The organism is uncultured Rossellomorea sp., from assembly GCF_947488365.1.
Taxonomy (GTDB): domain Bacteria; phylum Bacillota; class Bacilli; order Bacillales; family Bacillaceae_B; genus Rossellomorea.
In genome coordinates this window covers 54,928-79,652 of sequence record NZ_CANKZT010000004.1, presented here as the reverse complement: position 1 = coordinate 79,652, position 24,725 = coordinate 54,928, and the positions used below count along the sequence as shown (strand labels likewise).

The 24,725-nt window shown below is 42.3% G+C and carries 12 protein-coding genes; 5 read left to right on the top strand and 7 right to left on the bottom strand.

The window, feature by feature from the left end:
- Positions 1-32: 32 nt before the first annotated feature.
- The 3 genes from Q1B03_RS14920 to Q1B03_RS14910 all read right to left on the bottom strand — a co-directional run bounded on the left by Q1B03_RS14920 (position 33) and on the right by Q1B03_RS14910 (position 8,294).
- Positions 33-2,084, bottom strand: coding sequence for a S8 family serine peptidase (locus Q1B03_RS14920; RefSeq protein WP_299742895.1), 2,052 nt, complete (start codon positions 2,082-2,084; stop codon positions 33-35).
- A gap of 173 nt (positions 2,085-2,257) precedes the next feature.
- Positions 2,258-6,481: a cell wall-binding repeat-containing protein gene (locus Q1B03_RS14915; protein ID WP_299742892.1), complete on the bottom strand. Its 4,224-nt coding sequence runs from the start codon at positions 6,479-6,481 to the stop codon at positions 2,258-2,260.
- 499 nt (positions 6,482-6,980) lie between these two features.
- The gene (locus Q1B03_RS14910) at positions 6,981-8,294 is read right to left on the bottom strand and encodes a cell wall-binding repeat-containing protein (RefSeq protein ID WP_299742889.1); all 1,314 of its coding nucleotides are present in this window, start codon (positions 8,292-8,294) and stop codon (positions 6,981-6,983) included.
- Between the two features lie 425 nt (positions 8,295-8,719).
- On the opposite strand from Q1B03_RS14910, the gene Q1B03_RS14905 reads away from it, so the two are divergent.
- Positions 8,720-10,564, top strand: a complete 1,845-nt coding sequence (locus Q1B03_RS14905) for a LamG-like jellyroll fold domain-containing protein (protein ID WP_299742886.1) — start codon at positions 8,720-8,722, stop codon at positions 10,562-10,564.
- A 407-nt stretch (positions 10,565-10,971) separates the two neighbouring features.
- On the opposite strand, the gene Q1B03_RS14900 is transcribed toward Q1B03_RS14905, so the two are convergent.
- Positions 10,972-11,919, bottom strand: a complete 948-nt coding sequence (locus tag Q1B03_RS14900) for an NAD-dependent epimerase/dehydratase family protein (protein WP_299742883.1) — start codon at positions 11,917-11,919, stop codon at positions 10,972-10,974.
- Between the two features lie 305 nt (positions 11,920-12,224).
- On the opposite strand from Q1B03_RS14900, the gene Q1B03_RS14895 reads away from it, so the two are divergent.
- The 3 genes from Q1B03_RS14895 (at position 12,225) to Q1B03_RS14885 (ending at position 15,813) form a co-directional block, all read left to right on the top strand.
- Positions 12,225-13,601, top strand: a complete 1,377-nt coding sequence (locus tag Q1B03_RS14895) for a cell wall-binding repeat-containing protein (RefSeq protein ID WP_299742880.1) — start codon at positions 12,225-12,227, stop codon at positions 13,599-13,601.
- Between the two features lie 126 nt (positions 13,602-13,727).
- Positions 13,728-15,128: a cell wall-binding repeat-containing protein gene (locus tag Q1B03_RS14890; RefSeq protein ID WP_299742877.1), complete on the top strand. Its 1,401-nt coding sequence runs from the start codon at positions 13,728-13,730 to the stop codon at positions 15,126-15,128.
- Between the two features lie 127 nt (positions 15,129-15,255).
- Positions 15,256-15,813: a hypothetical protein gene (locus Q1B03_RS14885; RefSeq protein ID WP_299742874.1), complete on the top strand. Its 558-nt coding sequence runs from the start codon at positions 15,256-15,258 to the stop codon at positions 15,811-15,813.
- 43 nt (positions 15,814-15,856) lie between these two features.
- Here the strand turns inward: Q1B03_RS14885 and Q1B03_RS14880 are convergent, their stop codons facing one another.
- Positions 15,857-17,002 carry a heparan-alpha-glucosaminide N-acetyltransferase domain-containing protein gene (locus Q1B03_RS14880; protein ID WP_299742870.1) on the bottom strand — a complete coding sequence of 382 codons (1,146 nt, stop codon included), beginning with the start codon at positions 17,000-17,002 and terminating at the stop codon, positions 15,857-15,859.
- Between the two features lie 120 nt (positions 17,003-17,122).
- Here Q1B03_RS14880 and Q1B03_RS14875 point away from each other — a divergent pair, with 120 nt between their 5' ends.
- Positions 17,123-17,857: a PIG-L family deacetylase gene (locus Q1B03_RS14875; protein ID WP_299742867.1), complete on the top strand. Its 735-nt coding sequence runs from the start codon at positions 17,123-17,125 to the stop codon at positions 17,855-17,857.
- 216 nt (positions 17,858-18,073) lie between these two features.
- Here the strand turns inward: Q1B03_RS14875 and Q1B03_RS14870 are convergent, their stop codons facing one another.
- Both Q1B03_RS14870 and Q1B03_RS14865 read right to left on the bottom strand, forming a co-directional pair.
- The gene (locus Q1B03_RS14870; protein ID WP_299742864.1) at positions 18,074-20,527 is read right to left on the bottom strand and encodes a cell wall-binding repeat-containing protein; all 2,454 of its coding nucleotides are present in this window, start codon (positions 20,525-20,527) and stop codon (positions 18,074-18,076) included.
- A 172-nt stretch (positions 20,528-20,699) separates the two neighbouring features.
- Positions 20,700-24,671: a cell wall-binding repeat-containing protein gene (locus tag Q1B03_RS14865; protein WP_299742861.1), complete on the bottom strand. Its 3,972-nt coding sequence runs from the start codon at positions 24,669-24,671 to the stop codon at positions 20,700-20,702.
- Between the last annotated feature and the right edge of the window lie 54 nt (positions 24,672-24,725).

The window sequence follows — 24,725 nt, the reverse complement described above, 5'->3', positions numbered from 1 at the left end:
AAAAAGATAGAGAGGCAATCTCCCTATCTTACTTATTTCATCATATACTGATCGATTTCCCATGCTTTTTCAACGGATAAAGCTCCTGGTCCACCAAGAATGTGATAGTTGTTGCGATTGGTTATCAAATGGATTGATTTCTTCAGGTTCACGTTATCGTTTCTATCCACCAATACAACCGGGCTGTCTGTTCTTGCAGCCAGCGGGCTTATGCTAAGGGCATCGGGGAATTTAGCGCCTGTGGCAAAATAAAGTGTATTCGAATCTGCAGAAGCAAACGTCTGATGAACCTTATAATTGGTTTCATAACGATCCAAGCCGAATATACGGAAATGTCCCGGTAGACTATCCACTACATTCTTAGAAAGGATACCTTGACCACCGATGACATACGTCTTGGAAATTTCATTCTCTTTCATATAGGTACTCACCGACTGTGGAACCTTGTCTTTCTGTACAAAGAGGACAGGATATTGCATGCTACCACTATAGGAAGCAACCGAGAGAGCATCAGGATAATTTTGACCTGAGACGACAAAGGCCTTGTTGGTTGTATAGGGAATCACGTTATTGATCGCTACGGCCGTTTCATAACGGTCCACGCCAAATAGTCGCTTGGTCTCGATTGATAGATTGTTAATCTCATTTTCTACTTTTTGAGAGATCGCATTCCCCCCTCCGATCATTAGAACATGAGAGGGATTCAATCTCTTCAATTCTTCCTTGACGGACTCACTCACTCGATTGTTCTTCACTAAAAGAATCGGACTATCCAAATGAGTGGCCAATGGAGAAGCAGCTAAGCTATCCGGGAATGAATCACCGCTTGCTAAAACAACAAATGATCCATTCAATATGCTGCCACCGATCGTCAACTCTTTTTCCTCTAATGAGGACCATCCATTTTCAGATATTTCTACGGCTGTTCCTACAGAATTCAGGCCGTAGAGACGATTTTTGGTTTGGACAAAGTTCAGAGCTTCTTCCGCATTGATTAACCCTGTTCCAAGCCTATCGACTTCTGGTAATGGAGTGGTTGAGTTTTCAAGCACATCCTTTACCTGCAGTCCTTTTAAAAAGGGGTACTGCTGTTTGACCATGGATGAAACCGAGCTTACAATGGCCGTTGACATACTGGTACCATCCAGTGCTTGATAGCCGTCCATCCATGTGCTGAAAATGTTCGTTCCCGGGGCAGATATGTCCACTGTCTCCCCAAAGTTCGAGAACGTTGATTTTGTCAATGTAGTAGAATCCACACTGCCTACAGCCAGGACTTCCGGGTAGGTTGCCGGGTAAAGGACGGCGTGCTCATCATCGTTACCTGCCGCTCCTACCACCAGGGCGCCTTTATCCACAGCGTAATCAATCGCATCTTCCAGCGCTTTCATATTGCTATAGCTGCCCAGACTCAAATTGATGATATCCGCTCCGTTGTCTGCTGCATAACGGATGCCTTGAATAACCGTGGACATATAGGTGGTCTTCCCTTCAAACACTTTGACGGGCATGAGTTTCACCTTTTCGGCAGCAGAAGCAATACCCATCTTGTTATTGGTCACAGCTCCTACCAGACCCGCTACATGGGTGCCATGCCCAGACCTGTCGACTGGTGGCTCTTCTTCATTCATGAAGTTCTTTCCTTCTACTAATCTACTGCGCAGCTCGGGATGTTTCAGATCAATACCTGAATCGACAATCGCCACGGTCACTTCTTCAATGGGATTATAGTTTTCCCAGGCTTCCAGTACCTTCATTACCTGAAAGTCTTGGGATTGATTATTAAAATATGTATCATTGGGCGCGGCAGCTTGTGTGTATACGAGCTGATCGACCTCAGCATATTCTATGTTTTCGTTATTATTTAATTTGGATAGAGTGCTGGAAACGTCTTTTCGAGGTACCGACAACACTTCAAATTTTCCTTCATCCTCATCTGAAGACTGTGTCGACACTTCACCTTCTTGATCCTTGTGAACCACTAATAATTGAACCTTCTTCCCATCATCCGCTTGCACTACTCCGTTCGGAAGCAGGGTACAACCCAATAAGAACACAATAGAAGCGATTATTCTCATTTTCATCAAGCCACTCCTCTCTCAGTTGAATGTCATTTACATCATCTGTAAAAAGTATATAAGATGGTGGAAGGCCTGTCCATGAATTCAAGAAATTTTCAGAATGATAGTCCGAAAGTCTTTAAAAGGAAAAAAGACTGCCCGCTGTAATAGCAGGCAGCCAATTCACACATATTCTATTAGTTTGAAACCTTTTCTTGAAGGTCTTCTCTAGCACCTTCACCTACTGCACCTTTACCACCAAGTACAGTGACAGAAGAGATTTTGTTCTGGTACAGATATTTCGTTAAGAACGCATCTACTTCTTTCGGTAATCCATTTGGATCAGTCAGTAATAATAATCCTGCGTTATCTGTTACAAGTGGAGCAGCAGATAATGCATCCGGGAAGTTCTTACCGCTGGCAACATATAACTTGTCTGTGCTAGAAGCGAACTCTCCAAGGATTGCTGCCAGTGTACCATAACGGTTCACACCAGAAAGGACTTTCACATCGACAGCTACTTTCTTAGCTTCAGCTACCACATTTTCAGGAACAGCTGATTTACCACCAAGCACATAGACTTTCTCGTCTTCAAGGATGGCTTTCGCTTCATCGGATAAATCTTTACCGTCTGTTAAAACGATCGGCATGTCGTTGGCACCGGCGATTGCTGCAGCACTTAGTGCATCGGCAAAGTTCTTACCAGTTGCAACGAATACACCATTTCCTTTGAATCCAAGCTCTTGAAGCTTCGAAACGATGGCAAGGTTTGTACCGTAACGGTTTGGCATTCCATCTGTTTCTAAACGTTCGATATCAGAAGAATCGATCGAGATACTGTTTAATTGAGTAAATACATCGGCAGAAACGACACCTTCTCCACCAAGGATGTACACATTTTCAGCACCAAGACGCTCAATTTCAGCAAGAACTTCCTTAGAAAGCTTCCCATTGCTGCCTACAGGCAGGATTGGAGCATCAATAGCAGATGCTAATGGACCTGCAGATAATGAATCCGGGAAGTTATATCCAGTTGAAAGGATAACCGTTTTGTACTCATGATCATCGGCAAAGCCATCTTTATGGAGCTTCTTGGATACTTCGATCGCTGTTCCGACACGATCTTGACCGGAAACTTCAGTAATGATGTCCCCGTCTACCTTGATTGGAAGGAGAGATAACACTTCATCTGTTTTCGCATCAAGTAAATATACCGCCCCGATTGAGCTCATTGACTCAGATGGAGTTGTAATGTTTACATCCGTCGTTAATGATTTTCCTACTTTAAGGTTTTGTGAAGCTTTAACATCTACTTTACCTTCACCTTTTTCACCAGGAGACAGTACACCGAACTCATTGATTGATAGATCAAGAGTCGTCGTTGGATCCATTGTTGCGTATCCTTCAATTGCAATTGTGTACGTATCATCCGGTAATGAAGTCAGGGAAACTTTTTCGTCAGATGTAGCACCTGCAGAATATGCTACCATGTTCCCTTTGGAATCATAGATATATAAATCGACATCATCAGTAGCATGTGATGGATTTGACGTTTGAACTTCTAAAGATACATTGTTCTTCACTTTGATATCTTGATAGTAGAATTCATTGTTACCAGGTACCTCTACCTTCTCAGAAGACAGCTTAGGCATGCTGAAAGGTGCACCGACAACCTTCACTTCTCTTGCTTCAGATAAGTAGTTTGAGAATGTAACAGATTTGGTCGTTTCAGTTTCAGGTGCAACATGACCTAAATCAATTTCACCTGGTTGAGCAACTACATCCTGAACAACAGCCTCTAATTGATATTTATTTACTTCCTTACCTGCTTGTGGTCCGGAAGTTCCATATACATGTACTTCCCATACCCCTGGTTTAGGAGACTTGAAGACATGATCTTCAACGCCTAATCCACCGGCACCGTATCCTGCATATCCTTGGAATTCACTTACTTCCACTCCGTCAGGATTGAAGACGATCGCGCGTACGCGGCCTTTATAATCGTCATTTTCACTGATTGCATTCAGTGAGAAACGAACTTCACTCACGCCAGGTTTTACGTCAAATGTATAACCTTTTGTTTGAGAAGATTGAACTTCACCTTCTTCGCGGAAGCGGAAACGATTTTCCTGGTTAAACTCATGACCCGTAATAATTGTTTGAGCTGATCTAGCTTCTACATAAGGAGTCGATGCATCATCAAATACTAGAGTCTCAGCATTTACGCCTGTCTCTAATTTCGACTCGTCATACTTCACTGTAATCGTTTTACTTTCTCCAGCCTTAAGATCTAACTTTGATACAGATGGGCTAATCCAATCGCCAGTCGGAGATACATCCAGGCTCTTGGCTTCATCTGTCTTGTTCTCTACTAATACTTCAACCGTTTCAGGAATTTCTTTATTTCTTACATATAGACCCGGACCGCCGGAGATTTTCTCTCCATGGTAGACCGTAACGTCCACGTCTTTAATGTCTGTGATGAAGTTTTTGCGCAGATACTCATAAGCTGCCGGAACATCGATCAGTCCGCCACCTTCTTGAGCACGGTTGTATCCATCTAAGTGATTGGCCGTTGCAATCAACGCTTCACGGGCAATTTCGTAGTTAAATGGAATACGATCTTTCTCCGCTGCCGATTTAAGTAACGCCACCGCTCCAGCTACGTATGGTGAAGACATACTTGTACCCTGCATGACTACATAAGGTCCGTTTTGTACCGGATGAGCAGCATAAGCAGATCCCGGTCCAACGATATCAGGCTTTTGATTCCCTACTTCGTTCGGCCCTACAGAAGAGAAGTACCATAAACCTTGTCCTTCTTTCGGAGTACCGTCTGCGTTTTTACCGTATGGATAAGAATTGTACTCTTTTGCCCACATGTCAGCCGTAATATGTGCCCCAACAGAAATGATAGGTGCTACGTCACCAGGTGAACCGACTGTGTCTGCACCAGGACCGGCATTACCGGCAGATGTAACGAATACGATGTCTGTATCTTCACTTAATACCGTCATTAATTCTCCATAGGATCCTAAACCATCGTTCAGATCCGGGGAAGAACCTAAGCTCAAGTTTGCAACATCGACGCCGAATCCACCTTCGGATTCAGGAAGCGCAGCATCAACCATGGCCTTCTGGATACTGAATGTAGGAGCTCCTCCTGCCGCTTTGAACACACGCATACCGACAAGCTCTGCTCCAGGGGCAACCCCTTCACCCGCAACGGCTCCGAATGCATTCGCTTTTGCCGGTCCGTTAGCCGCAGAGATACCTGAGACGTGAGAACCATGGCCGTTGAAATCAGTGAATAAGTTGATTTTCTTCAGACCTGCACCAAACCAGTTCAATTCCATATCATTGACACGGAAGTTCGCTCCAAGCATGTCATCATCCACATTTACATCGAATGTGCCTGTTTCATTGTTTGCATAAGCTGTTTCATCCGTGAAGTCATTATCCATATCTGTATCGATATAGACTTTATCCCCTACCAATAGAACAGCGAAATTATCAGAATTACCATTCACTCCATCCGCATTTAAATCCTGATTCGTCCAGTTAGAATTCGTTTTCGGATATGGGTTAGATTCAAATGCTGTTTTCCCGAAGAAAAACTTGTCATCGGAAGCGTCAAGTCCTGCTGTATTATATGTAGTTTCCCCTACTGTAATAGAGTCACCCTCAGCATGTCCACCATCAAAAAATACATCGCCCTCTGAAAGGTAGTTGATTCCATCACCGAGATATTTTTTATAACGCTCTTCGATACCGTAAGCAAGTTGACGGTTTGAAATTGTGTAGTCTCTTACTGCAACAATTTTTGAATCCCCGTATTTACGCGTTCCTTCTTCAAGGCCTTCTGTAAAGGATTCGTGACCCGGATCTGGACCTGAGTCAATGATCCCGATACGTGTACCAGTGCCATCAAACTTATCGTGGAAGTCATCCACTCCGGTTGGAGCATGGGTTTCAGCCTGATTAGGTTTTACTACCGCATCTTCATCGACTTTATTTTGATCTTTCACTTCAAGCTCAGGGTCATTCACTTCCCCTAATTGGATTTCAGCATTCTTACCTACCGTACGGACACTCTTAAGATCAAGAACTTCCATCACCTTGCGTGTTGGTACATCCGCTAAGTAAACATAGTTCTTATAATTTTGTTTTACTTTAACGCCAAGCTTCTCTAATTGACCAGTCGCATCCACTTTACCGTTACCTACGATAACAAGCTCTTGTACAGCTTGATCACTCATAGACAATGCCACAACTTCTGAGAAATTCGAAACCTTGAACTTTTTCGTTTCCTGTAAAGCGGCTTCCGCTTTATCAGGATTGAAAGCTGTTACTCCAGCGAACGAGGAAGCTACTAAAGCTGCACTTGCCATGACCGAAAATACCTTTTTCTTAAACGTCAATCCCTTTTCCCCCTTGATAGATTAATAGTAATGGTCCGAAATACTCCGCATCTTCCAAAATAATATAATTATGGAAAAATTCGAACTCTATTTTCCATTTTAATCTCAGTTAGTTCTTTAGTCAACAAAAGGAGATGTTATTTTCAGAAAAAATAATATATTTTTACTATTGCGTTTTTCGGATTTGTTTAATTTTATAAACTGTATTTGTAAACATTGTCTCTTAGCGAGTGGTGGTTGATTTCCGCTCCAGGTGCTCGCTTTCCGCGGGGCGTGTGTTGAGCCTCCTCGGGCTTTGCCCTGTAGGGTCTCAACTTTCCCGCTATTCCCGCAGGAGTCGAGCACCTTCCGCTTCAATCAACATCATGGGAGATATTTCACCTATTACAAATCACAATTAAAATCCAACTATCAAAAAAGAACATGTTTAAGGACTATTGATTCGGGTAAATAGAAAAAAACTGCTTGCCATGTGACAAACAGTTTTTCTATCATTCTATTAATTTACAACTTTCACTGCGCCTAGATAACGAGGCTTCCAGTATACGTTACTCATACTTGTAATTTCTACTCCATCATTTCCGGCATGGATGAACTGGTTGTTTCCAATATAGATCCCTCCATGTGACGGGCCTGGTTTGTATGTTTCAAACATAACGATATCGCCGACTGCCGGTGAGCTTGAGCGGCTACCGAAGTTCCAGATATCTGATGTCGTTCTAGGGAGATCAATCCCATATTTATCGTATACATAGTTTAAATATCCACTGCAGTCAAAACCGCTTGGCGTCGTTCCACCCCACTTATAAGGTGTTCCTATATACTGTTTCGCCGTCTGGATCAGACCAGCTGTATCAAAGCCAAATAGACTTTGGGCTTTCTCTGATATAACTGACGTTCCACCAATGATCGTAAACTGATTGATACCCAATTTATCCACCGTCGACTTAACGGAAGTAGGGACATTATTTGATTGAATCAACATAACGGGTGAGCCTTTTTTGGCTGCCAGAACGGACCCGGTCAATGCATCTGCATAACTTTCTCCCGTAGCGATGACTGTACTATTTGAAGCGGAATAATATTTCTCGGCGACTTTTGTTGCCGTATCATAGCGATCTTTCCCGGAAATACGGGTGGCTCTTGGCAGTTGATTCTTAACGCCGTCACTTACCACACCTGTACCTCCTACAAGAATGGAAGAGCTATATTTACTTAACGCTTTTTTTGTCTCTTCAGGGACATGGTTTTTTTCTGTTAATAGGATCGGCATTGATTTACTGGCAGCAACAGGTGCAATCGCCAGACTATCCGGGAAATCCCTTCCATATGTAACGATGGCTTGAGACCCTCCTACCAATGCAGCGATCTTAGCCGCTGTTTCGTATCTGTTTTCCCCTGCCACTCTTGTACTGGTAATCCCTAAACTCTTAAGTTGGGTTTCTACTGAAGATGAAATAACGGAACTTCCACCTAATATGTATGCTTTACTTGGCTTTAATCGTTTTAACTCTTGTTTCACACTATAAGGAACACTATCTTTGGTTACCAATAGGATTGGAGCGTTATACTTATCCGCTAACGGTGCACCTGCCAGAGCATCCGGAAAGTTATTTCCCACTGCAATGACAACGGTATTGGCACTGGTCCATCCTTCTCTGGAAACTTTCACTGCCGTTTCATACCGGTCAACACCACTTACTCGATCTATCTGTGTACCTGCAGCTGATGCAGGGTTTTGGAAAAATAATAGGAACATGAAGCTTAATACCGTGACGAAAGTAATAGATACAGGTTTGCGATCATTTAACATTTCTCAATTCCCCTTCTCTATAAATCTACAAAAACTATCTTATCATTAAAATTTTCAAAATAATTTTACAGTTATGTAACAAAATTCGTCATATTTACCCCTTTTTTTGTAATATTCCTCCCTCTAAACGACATAAAAGGCCTCTTACTGTAGTAATAAAGGATGTGTTTTGAGTTACTTGAACTACACCCTAGAGACATAGTTACACACTTTTCGGCACTCTAACTAACACGATAATAGAAAAAAGACTCATCGAGTTGATGAGTCTTTTTTTATTATCGCTCTATGTTATCACTGGTCTATTTACGAAATTTTAATACAAACTTACAACTATTTAATTACCCGTTCATTAGAGAATAACACTCCCTCAATATTCTTGAATTAACCTTAATAAGGATTCAATACCAATATAATCAAGGAGATGAATGATCAAAATGAAAGTAATCCTAAAAGCTGTAAAGATAGGGATTGTTGGCTCCATTACGTTATCGTTATTTGCATTTTCACCTTCAGTTTTTCACGCAAATAACAAACCAGAAAATTCTCATGATATCACAGAATCAATTGTTGCAGATTGGAAGTTTCAAAAAGAGTATGTAAAATCTGGTTCTATTAATGAAGCAAATCTTATTATTGAAGATACAAGCGGTAATGAAAACAACCTTCAACTCACCTCCGCCACAAAAGATGGCACTATCAGTGGCAGCCCCTTTATTCAATGGTCAGAAGAAGATTACTACAATGAAGATGCGGTAGAAAGTTTAGAGTTTAAGAATAAAAAAAGTTATTCGGAAGGGCAATATTTTCATACAGTTGATGACGCCCCGATTAACGGTGAGACGTTTGAAAATGGTTTCACAATTGAAGCCGTTTTGAAACTACCAGCGAATTTCTCGCCTGAAGAACATAGCTGGATGGGGATATTAACTCGAAAAGGACAAGCGGCTGATATTAACAAAACGGGTGGAGAAAAAGAAATCCTTAGTACTTTATCCGTTTCGAGTTTAAGAGAAATCCAATGGACTAGCCATCCTACAAATCTCGATCATAATGAAACAAATTGGTCTTTTTCTCTAGACAGTAAAGATGACTGGTATCATATTGCAGTAGTAAATAACGGGAAAAATTCAACATTGTACATTAACGGTGTGACTGATTTTCGAAATACAGACTCTGAAATGATCGGAATTGATTTAGTAGAAGGTAAAGGTTGGAATATTGGAGCATCAGAATGGGCGAATGAACTCGATACCTTATTTGCTGGGAATATTCAAGAAATACGGATCGCCGATCAACCTCTACCTCAAGAAAATTGGTTGATTTCAAAAGCTGTTGAAGTTGAAGGACACGTGGAAAACGGCTCAAATGAAAAACAAGCATTATTAACAAACAAGGAGAACTATAACTTCTTATTTGTTCCAGATCCTCAAAAAACCGTTCGTTATATGCCTGAATTATTTTATGAACAGGTAAAATGGATTTCAAAAAAAGAGCAGAACTTAAACATTTCCATGACAGCTTTCTTAGGTGATATGGTTGATCAGAGTCATTCATTGGAAGAATGGAATAACTCGTCATCAAGCGTAGACATTCTAGATAAGCATAAGACCCCTTATGTTACAATTGCAGGGAACCATGACTATGGTGAAGGAGATCCTTATTTAGATTATTACGGGCCGGAACGTTTTGCAGACAAACCTTATTACAAAGGTGCCTCACCAACGGGATATAGTTCTTATTCTGTTATTAAAGCCGGGAATTACGAATACTTATTCTTATCTCTCGATATGCAACATATAGTGGAAGATATCCCCTGGGCAAAACAGGTATTGAAAAACCATCCCAGTACACCTACCATTCTTCTTTCTCACCAAATTATCAACATTGGTGGAGATGGTGAAACTATGATTGATACTTGGAGAGGTTCTCTAATTTGGGATGAATTAGTTAACGATCATAATCAGGTATTTATGACAGTTAACGGTCATCATCATGGGGCTGGTCATAGAATCAAAGAAAATGCGCATGGCAACGAAGTTATTCAAATGCTGGTTGATTATCAATCAAGCTATCAAGGAGGCAATGGTTGGATGAGATTTGCAGAATTTAGCGAGTCAGATGATAAAATATCTTTTAAAACCTTCTCCCCTTGGGTAGAAAAGCTCTCGAAGTCACAGATGACATATTTCGATGTAACGCATTTAACTGGAACTGCTGATCAATTTGAAATCCCATTTCATTTTGAAAAACGATTCGATTTTTCTAATTAACCATTTTTACGCTTACATTAATAGTATTTATTATATTGCAAGCGAATAGACGCGCCAATAATGCTCAGAGGACCTCTGGGCATTTTTTATTATGCCTTTCTTCTGTTGAAGCTGCCTTTTAATTGATAAAGGAAAAGTTGAAGACCCATAATAAATCTCCTTCTATTTCCCCGTTTATTAACAAGAAATATCGTTAATGGAAAAACTCCATATCTATTATTTCCCCCTTATCGTATTCCAATCTATCTTTTAATTTACCTGTAATGAACTTACATATTGGTTAGTTGATATACTTTAATACCAAAAGAAACTGACCAATGCCATTTCATTGGTCAGTTTCTTTGTCATTTGTGCAAATAGTACCCGAAAACGGAACGATTCACTGTTAAATAAACAGGCACTTTCCACTATTCGTTTTCTTTATTCCAATACTCCAAAAGTCCTTCTCTCATAGAGAACTTTGGATCGAACCCTAAGGATTTAAGCTCAGATATATCAGAGTAGGATTCTTTAATATCTCCCGACCGTTCTTCCAGCTGTTCGATAGGAAGTTTCGTATTTGTTATCTCTTCATACATTCCGATCAGTTCGTTCAAGCTTGTCGAGTCGCCTGTACCGACATTAAATACTTTACCGATGGCTGCCGGGTCTTCCGACACGAGAAGATTCGCTTGAACGACATCTTTCACGTAGATGAAATCTCTCGTTTGTTCTCCATCACCATAAAGAGTAAAGGATGTTTCTTCATTGTTTACCAGCTGTTTGAATTTATCCGTCAGGATCGATACCACACCTGAGTATGGTGATGATGGATTTTGCCTGTTCCCAAAGACGTTGAAGAAGCGAACGGCCGTCGTCGGGATATCATACAACCGGCTGAATGCCAGCACATATTGCTCAGAGGCAAATTTATCGATGGCATATGGCGTCAATGGTCTGATCGTTGACGTTTCTTTCTTCGGAAGCGTTGGCTCATCCCCGTACACCGCTGCAGAAGAAGCAAATACAAAGCGCTCCAATCCGCCTTGTTTACGTGTTTCCTCCAATAAGTATAAAGTCGCTTCCAAATTGGTTTGATGGGTATGGAGGGGATCTTCTACTGAAGCCGCTACACTGGCAATCGCACCTAAATGAAAGATTTTCTTGAATCGATGTTGTTGAAATAACTTTTCAATGGTTTCTTTAGAAGAGATATCCCCTTCTACAACGGTTAGCTTATCGTCCTTCGGCAGGTTATCCATTGAACCCATCGAGAAATTATCTATCACTACCACTTGTTCGTTTTTATTTAATAATTCTTCTACAATATGAGAGCCGATAAATCCGGCACCGCCTGTGACAAGGATCTTGCTCATTTATGTTGTTCCCCTTTCAGTTTGGAGAGTTATACTTTTAATATTTCACTGATGTAAGTATAGCAAAAATCACAATCGGATTCTATTCGGTCATTAAAATGTAAAACACCCTTAATTTTACCCTATTCACTCTTTCTAAAAACGTTTCTATTCCTGTCAAAAAAAGGCGAAAAATATTTAACTCAAACTATCTATGCAAACGTTTAAAACGCGATTATACTATTCTAGATGTTATGAAAGATTGGTACGGGATTGCCAAGGACATCAGCAAAAAAACAAGATTATTACTATCGGGGGAAAGAAAGATGAAAAAGTGGTTCCTTGCTTCAGTTGGTTCAGCACTACTTGCATCAAGTGTATTCAGCACATCTGTATTAGCGGAAAGTCCTTCTCAAGAAAAGATGGAGCTTTTAGGCTACGATCGCGAGGGCTTCTTCGTTGAGGAAGAACCGAATAATACATTTACCAATTCCAATGAAATTCTTCTTGAGGATGCCGTTAAAGGGACATTCACGAAAGATGATGTGGATATGTATAAGATTCAAGTCGACAATGAAGATCCATTGGTTATATACGGAGGATCATGGGATGAAAACCCTGGGATTCTATTAGATATTACTCTATACGATGAAAACAAGAATGTTATAAAAGCAAATGAAATCAGCTCAGATGTGATAGATGGATTAATGGCCGATTACACTGTTACCCCAGGCACCTATTATATGGCTGTAAAGGATAAAAAGAATCTCGCAACTGGTGAAGAGTATGTAGTGTTCCCGTCTCAATTCACAATTGAGCCTTATGTAGACAGAGTATTCGGTGCAGACCGCTATGAAACCGCTCTTGAAATCGCTTTACAGGGCTGGGGATACGGAACAGACGAAATCATCCTTGCTACAGGAAGCAACTTTCCGGATGCATTGGCCGGCGCACCGCTCGCGTATCATAAAGACGCTCCTATTCTATTAACTACAAAGGGTTCCCTTCACCCATCAGTCGAGGAAGCCATTTATGAATTGGGTGTCAATAAGGTGACGATCCTTGGAGGGCCAGGTGTCATTTCAGATAAAGTTGTTCAGGAATTAAAGGCACTGGATGTATCTGTTACACGCATAAGCGGTAAAGATCGTTATGAGACGGCAGTGGCCATCTCTAAAAAGCTGCCAAACAATGACGCAGCCGTAGTCGTCAGCGGAAAGAATTATCCAGATGCCCTATCCATTGCATCCATCGCTGCACAATACGGATATCCTATTCTACTATCTGACAAAGAAAGCATACCGGCAACAACGCTGACACAGGCGAAAACATACGAGATGAACTATGTTATCGGCGGGACCGGCGTCATCAGTAATACAGTTACCAAGAAGCTTAACGATCCGATGAGGATTGCAGGTGCAAATCGCTATGAAACGAATGCAAATATCATCCGTGACTTTAACGTTCCTACTAACTTCGTCTTCGTTGCGACCGGCACTCATTTCGCCGATGCGTTAACAGGTTCCGTTCTTGCAGCCAACTGGGGAGAGCCGTTGTTACTGACACCTCCAAATGAGTTACACACTGACATCAGGGACCTGATGATGGATTACACATTCGGTGTGACGATCCTTGGTGGAGAGAAAGCGATCCAGCCGAAGGTAGAGGAAGACATCTGGTCCATTATAGAAGGAAACGAATAATACTGAACGCGCTCTTTAAAGGAGCGCGTTTTTTCATGTTACCCCACATAGTGAAAATCATTGTGATAATATGGTATTATACAAGATTTCACAAAAATAGAGAGAATATCAAAATGGGGGAAAAAGATGAAAAAGTGGTTTATTACTTCGGTTGGATCCGCCTTATTGGCATCCAGCTTATTTAGTGCGTCTGCATTCGCAGAAAATCCGGCAGCTACACTACAACAAAAAGTGGAGCTTTTAGGTGATGAAGAAGAAGAATTATTAACAGAAAAAGAACCAAATAATACGTTTGAAGCTGCAAATGATATCGCAGCAGGTGACCTTGTCAAGCCGACATATGTAAAAGGAACGCTTCCAGCAGAGGATGTCGACCTGTATAAAGTAGAGTTAGATTCCGACATCCCGTTGTATTTATACGGCTGGTTTTGGCAGGAAACAACCAGTATCCCATTGGAAATCACCTTATATGATGAGAACAAAAATGCCGTTGAACCAAACGAATTCTTTGTTCATGAAGAAAATGGATATGGGGCCCTTTACCCTTCTACGCCTGGTACTTACTTCGTATCTGTTAAGAATAAAAGTGATTTAGGAGTGGATAAAGAATATGTGTTGATGGTCTCCCAGTTCTATTTCCAGCCTAATGTAGAACGGATCTACGGTGCGGATCGATATGAAACGGCTCTTCAAGTTGCATTGAAGGGTTGGGGATCCGGTAGTGATGAAATGATATTGGCTACAGGAGCCAATTACCCTGATGCCCTGGCCGGAGCACCACTGGCTTACCATAAGGATGCTCCTATTCTATTAACCTCCAAACATACCCTGCATCCTTCAGTTGAAAAGGGAATGGAAGAATTGGATGTCAAAAAGGTAACCATCCTGGGCGGACCAGGCGTGATATCTGATAACGTAGTGGAAGAGATTGAGGATTTAGGGGTTTCTGTTACCCGTATCAGCGGAAAAGATCGTTATGAAACAGCTGTTGCCATTTCTAAGTCTCTTCCCAACCGTGATGCGGCGGTTGTCGTGAGTGGAAAGAACTACCCTGATGCCCTTTCGATTGCTTCGATAGCTGCACAAGAGGGCTATCCGATTCTGTTATCTGAGAAGGACACAATCCCTGCTTCCACCCTTGCTCAAGCGAACACATATAAGGAAAACTACGTCATTGGGGGAACAGGTGTCATCAGCCAGTCAGTCCTGACAAAATTAAACCATCCAACAAGAATTTACGGTGTGAACCGGTATGAAACGAATGCAAGCATCATTCAGAAGTTCAATGTCCATACTGGTTCTGTGTTCTTGGCAACCGGGACTCAATTTGCCGATGCATTAACAGGTTCCGCTCTTGCAGCACATACCGGTGAACCTTTATTATTGACTACCCCGGAAAAATTACATCCAGCCATCAAAGACCTGATGATCGATTACACGTATGATGTGAAGATCCTTGGTGGAACAAAAGCCATTCAACCGAATGTAGAAAAGGACATTTGGGCAGTCCTGGAAGGCAATCAATAATCCGTAGAAAACGCGTTCTATTCAGAGCGCGTTTTTTTACCGCAAATAATATATAGAATTTTCTGTATATTAATGGTAGAATAGTAGCGTATTCCAAACCATACATAAGAAAGAAGGCATACTACCCATGGAGTCTCTCACACAATCAGTCGCAACCATCTATAAAAAACTGGTCATCCACCTTGATAAGGACGAGCTTCGTGAAGAGGTGAATAATCAATTACTCCAAACGATGAAAAGCTCATCAATAGAGGAAGAATACACAAAACATTTGGTGAGGGCCATTGTATTTCATGTTGAAACAACCAAAGCTCTTCATGGAATTCTGCAGCCACTTCTGTTAAATGAAAAATATCCTAACCTAGACGGTGTTTCACAGCTTTTGAATCGCGCACAAGTGCGCATTGAAAATGAAATGGATGAACTAATCCCCCTTTATCACGAGAAGATCGAGAGTGAAGAATCCAATAATGATCTCGTTACACAATTGGAAATATACTTTACGACGACCTTCACAGAACTTCAATTAACGTACCGTTTTGTCGACGCATTCGGTACAGAGAGCAATAAAGAGCTGTTCCAACCTTTATTTGATTTTCCGGCTGAAGAGGTTGGAGAAACCATTCTGAAATACACAAGAACCTATGCCAGCCTTATATTTGAAAAGACTTTGAACCAGAAATAGAAGAAGGTCCGTCCCTCAGAGTAAGGGACGGACCTTCTTTCTTTTATACTTTCAAATACCACTTCTTTTTATGACAGACAAAGGCAACGACTGTCCAGAAAATCAGGTTCAATAAGCCGTAAGCCAGCTGCGGATGAGGGGCAAACGTTGCCACCCATTCATTTATCACTCTGGACAACGATTTTTCAATGCCATCATCTGTCACCGAAAGATGGATCAGCACGGAACCGAGCATGAATTTACCGAAATAGATTAAAAAGCTGTTGCGGCCATAGGCTTCCAGAAACCAAACTACCGGCTTCAGCGCTGTCTCTTTGGCATCTCCTTTTCGTTTATCAAAAATCAGATAAAGAATCGATAGCATACCAGCTGCGAATCCTGCTGCCAATAGAGCAAACGCTGGCGTCCATAAGCGTTTGTTATATGGGAGGAAATGATCCCAAACGAGAGAGGCGGCAATCAATAGAACACCTAACCCCAATAGTTCCCGCCATGCCCCCGTCTCTTTACGGGTCAGGATCAATCGTCCAAAGGCATATCCGAAAAGGACATTTGATAAGGCGGACAAACTGGTGACCAGTCCTTCAGGGTCATAGCCACGCTCCCCATGATGGTATAAATGCTTTTCGCCGAAGACTGCGGTATCAATTGCGTGAGAAGGATTACATTCCGGCTGAGGCAATCCGCCTTCGCAGGATTGACCTGTATAGAGGATGAGCCCCCCATATACCGATGACACCAACAAGGCAATCATCATCAACTTCAAAGGAGATTGCACAAACTTGGTGATCGCTACTGTCACAATTCCCAGAAGTGCAAACATCTGTAGTACACCGGTCAGTCGAATCGTCGGGAAATCCAACGTCCATTCCACTATGATCGTAAAAATGATGCCGTACACGATCAAGCGAACGGTCCTCTTTAAAATCTTCTCCCATTTCACCCCGCGCTGATAGGCAATCGCCATACTCACACCAAAAATGGTGATGAACGTAGGTAAAATGATATCAATCAACGTGACCCCATACCATTCCGCATGACGGAAATAGGGATAGTCCACCTTCCCATAAGGAATTGTACTCAAAAACACGGATAATGCTACAATAATCCCTCGCAGCATATCGAGGGAATACACTCTTTTTTTCTTTTTCACTTGTACCTGTTTCTCTGTTGGTTGAACTTGTTCCATACTCCGTTCCTTTCACTTCACGTTCTATACTTTCCTACTATGAAAGTATACACCAGCCCCTAAAACTTTGATAGAATCAATTAGTAAAGATTTAACTATTTTTCTCACCTGGAGGTCCACATGCGAGTTGCCTATCTATCTCTCATTCTATTACTATCCGCTTCACTAAGCGCCTGTACCTTTTTCGAAAAAGAACCTGATACCTCTGTCTTTTACGCTCCACATGCAGACGACGAAACGCTAAGCTTGGGTCCTTCCATCCTGCGTCAAATCGACAAGGGAAATGAAGTGGCCGTGGTGCTGCTCTCACATGGTGAGGCCAGTCAATCGATCAAACAAATCAACGAGAACTTACAGGAAAAAAATCTGCCTCCCATCTCTAAAGAAGAGTTCGGTGATTCACGGGTGAAGGAATTCAAGAAATCCGTTGAAGAATTGGGAGTCGAGCCAGAGAATGTTTACATATACGACCTTCCCGATGGAGATATAAAAGAAGATGAAGTCATGGCGATTATGAAGGAAATGAACGAACGTTACCCTGAAGCAAGACATCATGCCTTATCCTTTCATGACCCTCACCGGGACCATGCCGCGTCAGGAGCAGCTTTGAAAAAACTGGTTGAAGACGGGACAATACAATCCGCTCTTTATTATCTACCGGTTCAAGAATTTGAGAATTTGGAGTACGATGACACTTATCCTGTGCCTGATGATCTTAGTGATGAGTATACTAAGAGTTTGGATGCTTATCGGATTTGGGAGCCTGATGAAGGGTTCTATCGGATTGGGTATACTTCGGTGGAGTCTTATTTTGTGGAGGCTGGGAAGTTTGGGGAGAGTCGTTGGCATAGGTAGGAAGAACAACTTTGATCATAAGTTCCTTCCTTCTTTACATTTCTTGTGGGTTCCTGCCACCCAATGTTTGAGAAGAACAAATTATGAATAAAATTTATGGTAATCCTCCAGACACCTAATCACTCTAGCCTTGATCATCCAGGGCTTTTTTTAAATCATATATTAAATAAGAAAAAGCCATCAAAAGAATTCGATGGCTTTTCTCTTTATTAAAAGTTATTTCATTAATTTTTCTACCACAGTCTCACTTACAGCATTCTCTCCGCCAAGAATTTGGAAATCCTTCGCTTTCATCTCTTCAATGGCATCAGAAGTGACATCCGGAAGATCATTAGGCTGTACTAGAAGCATAGAAGCATTTTCTTTAGCTGCAAGGACAGAACCTGCCAATGCATCGGCAAAATTCTTTCCAGTCGCTAAGTATACCTTAGTTGATGGATTAAGTTCAGTCGCGATCTCTGCTGCTGTGCCGTAACGATCTTGACCGAAGTAACGAGTCGCTTCAGGAAGTGATTTCATCACGTCCTTGCTTACTACAGCTTCTCCACCGACTACAATCGTACTGTCGATTCCTTTTAAAGCTTTCTTTGTTTCAGTTGGAAGTATATCAGAATCCGTTAACAAGATCGGGTATCCATTGCTCGCTGCATAAGAAGCGATGGCAAGGGCATCAGGGAAGTTTTTACCGTTTGCCACTACTGCTTTCTCCGGGGATCCCCCAAGACTCGCTGCGATGTTCACGGCTGTTTCCCAGCGATCATCTCCGCCAATACGGTCTACATCCAGACCCATTCCTTCAAGCTGATACTTCACATAGTTACTTACAGCCCCTTTTCCACCAAGAATAATGACATTCTTAGCACCAAGGCGCTTGATTTCTGCTTTTGCTGCTGCATTTAATGTACCTTTTTCCGTTAACAGGATCGGTGCATCATGTTTGTATGCAAGAGGAGCTCCTGCAAGGGCATCAGGGAACGAATCTCCGCGGGCAAGGATCACTGTATCCGCCGATTCCCAACCTTCTTTCGAAATTTCAACGGCTGTCTCATAACGAGTATTACCAGTCAGGCGTGTCACTTCTGGTGCTTCTTCTTGAACGATTCGATCTTCAACCTCCGGGGAAACAGGGTTGTTCTTTTCAAGGTAAGAAGTGAACACCTCGAAATCGACAACGAATAATTCTGTCATTCGTCCTTCTTCTTTCGCGTCCTTGAACATTGTATACCCGTCTCCGCCATCGGCAGTGAACGCGTTAGTAGCGACAGAGTACATCATGTCTAAGTCAATTTCTTCAAACCCGTCCTCAGTCATGACTTCTACATGCCACACACGTTCTCCGGCAGGTTTGGTCACATCATACTTATAGTTAATGCCGGATACTTGAAGGAATTCACCCGGTGCGTCTTCTCCTTCTACTCTCTTCACACTGTGCTCAAGGGCAGCTACGATTTCTTCGCCGGTTAGGTCAAGTGTCACAAGATTGTTTCCGAATGGCATCGTCGTCAGAACTTCTCCAAGAGTGATTTCACCTGCATCGATTGACGCACGGATTCCCCCACCGTTTTGAAGGCCGATATAGGTTTCCACGAATTCATTTGCTTTCGCAACCATACCGTCAGCAATCAAGTTTCCTAGGTTTGTTTCTTTCCGGCGTACATCGGCACGTTCTCCATCAAGAGCTACCTCTGTGTTTCCAACCACTTCTTTCTTCATATCATCAAGAGGCTTTTTGAACTCTTCTACCTTCGCAAGAGCCTCAGCATCTTGTTCATAACCTTCAAGGTCCAGCACTTCTCCGTTATGGCTTGTTACGACACCTTCATCATCGAAGGTTACATCCAATAATCCAAGCAGGTTCAAGTATTCACCAGCTTGAACAATCAATGTCGGTTCTTCTTTGTCAATGACTACAGGCTCGTCAAGGACCGTATGGGAATGACCACCTACGATGATATCAAGTCCATCCACTTCCTCAGCCAATTCTAAGTCATTTGAATATCCAAGGTGAGAAAGGGCGATGATTTTGTTGACGCCTTTTTCTTTAAGCATCGCGATCGTGGCCTTCGATTTTTCAACAGCATCTTCAAAGACAACATTTTCTCCCGGATTAGCGATGAATTCTGTATCTGGAGTCGTTAATCCGTAGATTCCCACTTTCTCTCCGTCTACTTCTTTGATCATGGCAGGGTAGACGTTGCCGCCGTCACCTGGTTGTCCGATTTCATTTTTGAAAAGGGGCTCCAAATCCGTATCACCTGTAAGAGTAACATTTGATGACACCATCGGGAAATTCATATTTTTAATGAAGTCTGCAAGGGTTTTAGAATCTTTATCGAATTCATGATTACCAAGAGTCATGGCATCGTAGCCAAGCTCGTTCATAAAATGTAGGTCCGCTTGTCCAAGATATTGACGGAAGTAAAGGGTACCCGAGAATACGTCACCGGCGTCTACCAGTAAAGAGTTCGCTTTTTCAGTGCGCAGCTCGTTTACTGCTGTTACTAAACGGGGATAGCCTTCAACATGAGCATGGGTATCGTTGGTATGCATGATCGTTAAATCAAACTCTTCCCCTTCTGCTGAAGCTGAAGTTGCAGGGGTTAATGCAAAAATCGCAGCAGCCAGAGCTGCAGTTGATAATACACCGTATAAAGGTTTTTTAATATTCATTTGGTTAATCCCTTCCCTTTCTTATGTAGGTTTTTGTCGGAACTTCATCCACAAAACCCATTATATAGTAATTTTATGGCAAAATGTGATTATTTTACTAAATATTAAAACAAATCTGGTTCTTTTTACATATCAGGGCAGGGGAGGTATCCCCCCTGCCTTTTTCTACAATCTATTTCTTTAGTTGCTTCACAACTTCTTCACTAACGGCATTTTCCCCACCAATAACACGAAAGTTAGAAATATCATCCATATCAATTGCTTCCATAATATCCTCTGGTACTTCCTCTTTCTTCACAAGGAGGATTTCAGCACCCTCTTTTGCTGCAAGGACCGAACCTGCCAGTGCATCGGCAAAATTAGTCCCTGTTGCCACAATCGCATTGTTAGTTTGAGGAGTTAAATGTTTCGCAATTTCGGCTGATGTTTCGTAACGGTTCAAGCCACTATAGCGAGTCGCTTCTTCAAAGCTGTCGAAAATTTCAGTGCTGATCGCATTTTCGCCACCAACGACGATTTTTTCATCAATTTCTATTAATACTTTATTTGAGGCTTTTGACAATTTGTCTTGAGCAGATAGTACAATCGGATATCCATTCTGTGCTGCATAAGAAGCAACAGAAAGGGCATCAGCGAATTGATAGGCATTTGCCACGATCGCCTTTTCGGGATCCCCATCCAATTTAGCAGCGATATTGGCCGCTGTTTCAAATCGATCGTCACCTGAAATACGGTCTGTTTTCAAACCTAATCCTTTAAGCTGATATTGAACATACTTGGATACCGCACCTTCACCACCAAGGATGATCGCTTTCTTCGCACCTAAACGCTTGATTTCATCTTGTACTTCAGCGTTCAAACTGCCTTGCTGTGTCAATAAGATCGGTGCATCATGTTTGTATGCAAGTGGAGCTCCTGCAAGGGCATCAGGGAATTTTTCGCCTCTGGCAATGACCACTGTGTCAGTGGACTCCCAGCCTTTTTTAGAAATCTCAATGGCCGTTTGGTAACGATCGTCACCAGAAATACGTTCTACCTTATTTTCAAACTGAATCTTAGCCAGGACAGGATCATGGTCACTCGCACGTCCATCTTCTTCACTAAAATCAGAGTTGATGTTGATACTATCGATCATCGTTGACTTTGCCAGATTATTCGTCACTAGAATATGATCAAGAACTTGAGAGTTCCCTTGATAAATATACGTGTAGCGTTCCTCTACAGGGAGCTTTTCCATCATATTGGTCAAGATGTCCCCTTCGAGAGTATTGATTGGAGCAGAAAATTCGAAGTCGTTAAGGTCACCAAGAACCACAACATTTGCATCTTCGACCTTTTCGTTCACATCATTCACAAAGTCATTTAGTACCTCGGCTTGTTTCAGTCGCTGTACCTCACTACCAAGCACAACCGGATGATCTGCACCGAATAAAGCTCCGTCTCCACCTTTGGAGTTAAAGTGGTTTGCTACGACGATGACTTTTTCACCGTTAAACATGAATTCAGCTGCAAGGGCTTTACGGGAATCGTCAAATGCTTCGTTTGTTGGATCGATGCGTCCCGGGTTATGAGTAAGTCCATTTTCATCAACACCCACGGAAGTCACCGCATCCCCGGCTTCTTTTTCTGTTAATTGGACACGCTCAGGGTTGTAGATGAAACCTACACGGATGTTTCCACCAGGCTGCCCGCCATCTGTTTTATCAACAGGAGCGATATCGGTGAATTCATAAGTAGGTCCGCCAGCTTCCTCAATGGCCTTGATGATTGTCTGATAGGACGCACTTGCATCTGTCGTACCATCATCTGTTGGTCCATTATTATCTTGAACCTCGACCAGGCCAATGATATCCGGCGTTTTCATATTCGAAACGATTGAATCAGCAATCTTTTCTACTTTGCTTTCTTCAATTCCAGCATAGAAGTTTTCAATATTATAAGAAGCAATCGTTAGATCTTCTTCTTCAGGAGTGATCGACGTTACTTCCTGTGCTGTTCCCCCATCAACTACTGTAGGGAAAGTTCCTGTTGGACGGATCTTAAAGTTGCTATAATCATAGCTTACGTTTCCAATAACGGAACCATCCAGCATATCACCTGTTTTCACATTGATATTCATGCCGTCCACGTCGATCAGCATGCGCTCAGGGTTATAATCTTCAGGAGATATCAATACTCCCCCTGCTCTTGTGCGAAGTTGATCTTCGCTTGTATTCACTACTACAGGAAGTTCATCATATTTTACCGGACCTGTAATCGTGGCATCAGGGATTTCAATCAGCATCCCTTCAAGACTTTCATAAAAGTCCAGGCCATCTGTTTCGGGATCGAATGAGGTCATTTCATCATCTTCAATGATTTCAGTCGGTGGTACGCGGTCTTCCCCCATCACGATAGCTGCAGGCACAGTGTTGCCTGAAGATTCTACTGTAACGGCCGATGCCGTGATTTGAGTTGTCAGAAGGTCTTTGGCATCAGCGTAGCCATCTTCTCTCCACTCTTTTACCTGACCTGCCACATTTACTTTGTCTCCGACTTTGACAGAATTGCCCTTTGCATAAACATAAATTCCTTCAGAAGTCGCCAGACTATCGTCCGGGGTCTCTTCCTGCATATAAAATGCATTGGAACCTGCCTTCGCTGTCACTATTCCTTGAACGTTAGAGACGGTCATATTTTCGTAAGGAGAGGTATGGGAATCTCCTTGAATATCATGAATGCTTAAACCATCAGCTGATTTAAGGATTTTGTAAGTAAAAGTGGAAACATCGCTTGTGTTGCCCTCTTTTACAACAACTGCTTTAACCGTTACATCAGCAGTAAGTTCGATCGGTGTTGTATATTCTGGACTGGAATCTGTCGGATCAGTTCCATCCAATGTGTAATGAATGGCTCCACCTTCAGATGCCGTTTGAAGTGTAACCTTCGTTCCTTCTACAACAGATCCTGAAGCTGGATCAGCGGTTACAGAGAAGGCTGTTTCAATGACATCTGACGTAGTACGCGGGACTAGTTTATATTCGTCAAAGTTATAATCAACCACGCCACGTAGAATTTCGTACGTTTTGCCAACTTCAAGCATCGTACTATCAGTTGGTTTGATGACGAACTCCCCGGAGCTGTCTGTTGCAGTGAAATTACCGTTGCTGTCTTTTGATTCCACTGTCACATTCGTAAATTCAACAAACATTCCTTCGTGATCTTCACCATTTTCAGCTGAAAGGTCTGTAGAGATAAGAGAGGCTGGTGAAGGAACTCCCTTGTCTACTTCTGTAATTTCAACGTTAGAAGCAGTCGCTTCGATTTGCTGCATTCCATAATAATCGCTAAGTTTTCCTTCAGCTACTACTTCGTCCCCTGGCTCAGCAGTAAGACCGCTGGCACGGACGATGACACCGGCTGTTCCATCCTGGATGAATAGGTTCGTCTGTCCGCCTGCTTCAAAAGATGCTGTCGCAATACCTTGTACTTTAACAACCGTGCCTTTAGGGGCAGTGCGAGCTTCAGCGATGGTGGATAGTTCGACTGGTGTCGGTTCAGGAGCCGGTTCATCTGATAGATGTGTTCCAAGATCACTGAATACATCTTTGCCTAAATTCGTCCATTCTGCAGATGGATCAAATGCATCGGTTACATCTATATCCCCTGTCATCACGGAATCCTTACGGACGATGGAGACGTCACTTGCGAAGGAGGCTTCTGAGCCAACTTGTCCGATCGAATCAATCACAGTCCCGTTTTTCTTTAAGGTAATGGGATCATTTCCATTGAAATTGATGATGAAGCTGTCTTGAATATCCGCTTTTTCAAGGATGGCTGGATCTGCCTGTTTGTGAGCAAGCACCAAGGTTTCCCCTGCATTGAGAGTGCCTGATAAAGGAAAGGTCTTATCCGTGGTTGTTGCACCATTTGTATGTAATTCTAAGGAGTAAGTCGATAAATCAATTGCTTCACCAGTACCGTTATAAAGTTCAATTGCTTTATTGTAACTGGATCCTTCGATATATTCAGAAATGATTAAGTCCTGAAATGCCTCATCTGCAGCAGATACGTGCTGAGATAGAGGAGGCGCAAACAAGCTTAAGGCCATACTGGAGGCAACTGTTACACTTAACAATTGACGCTTCATTGTTTTCCTGTTCATTTTCTTCCCCCTGTTCGTAGTTTAGTAAAGTGGTAGATTCGCCACCATCTACCA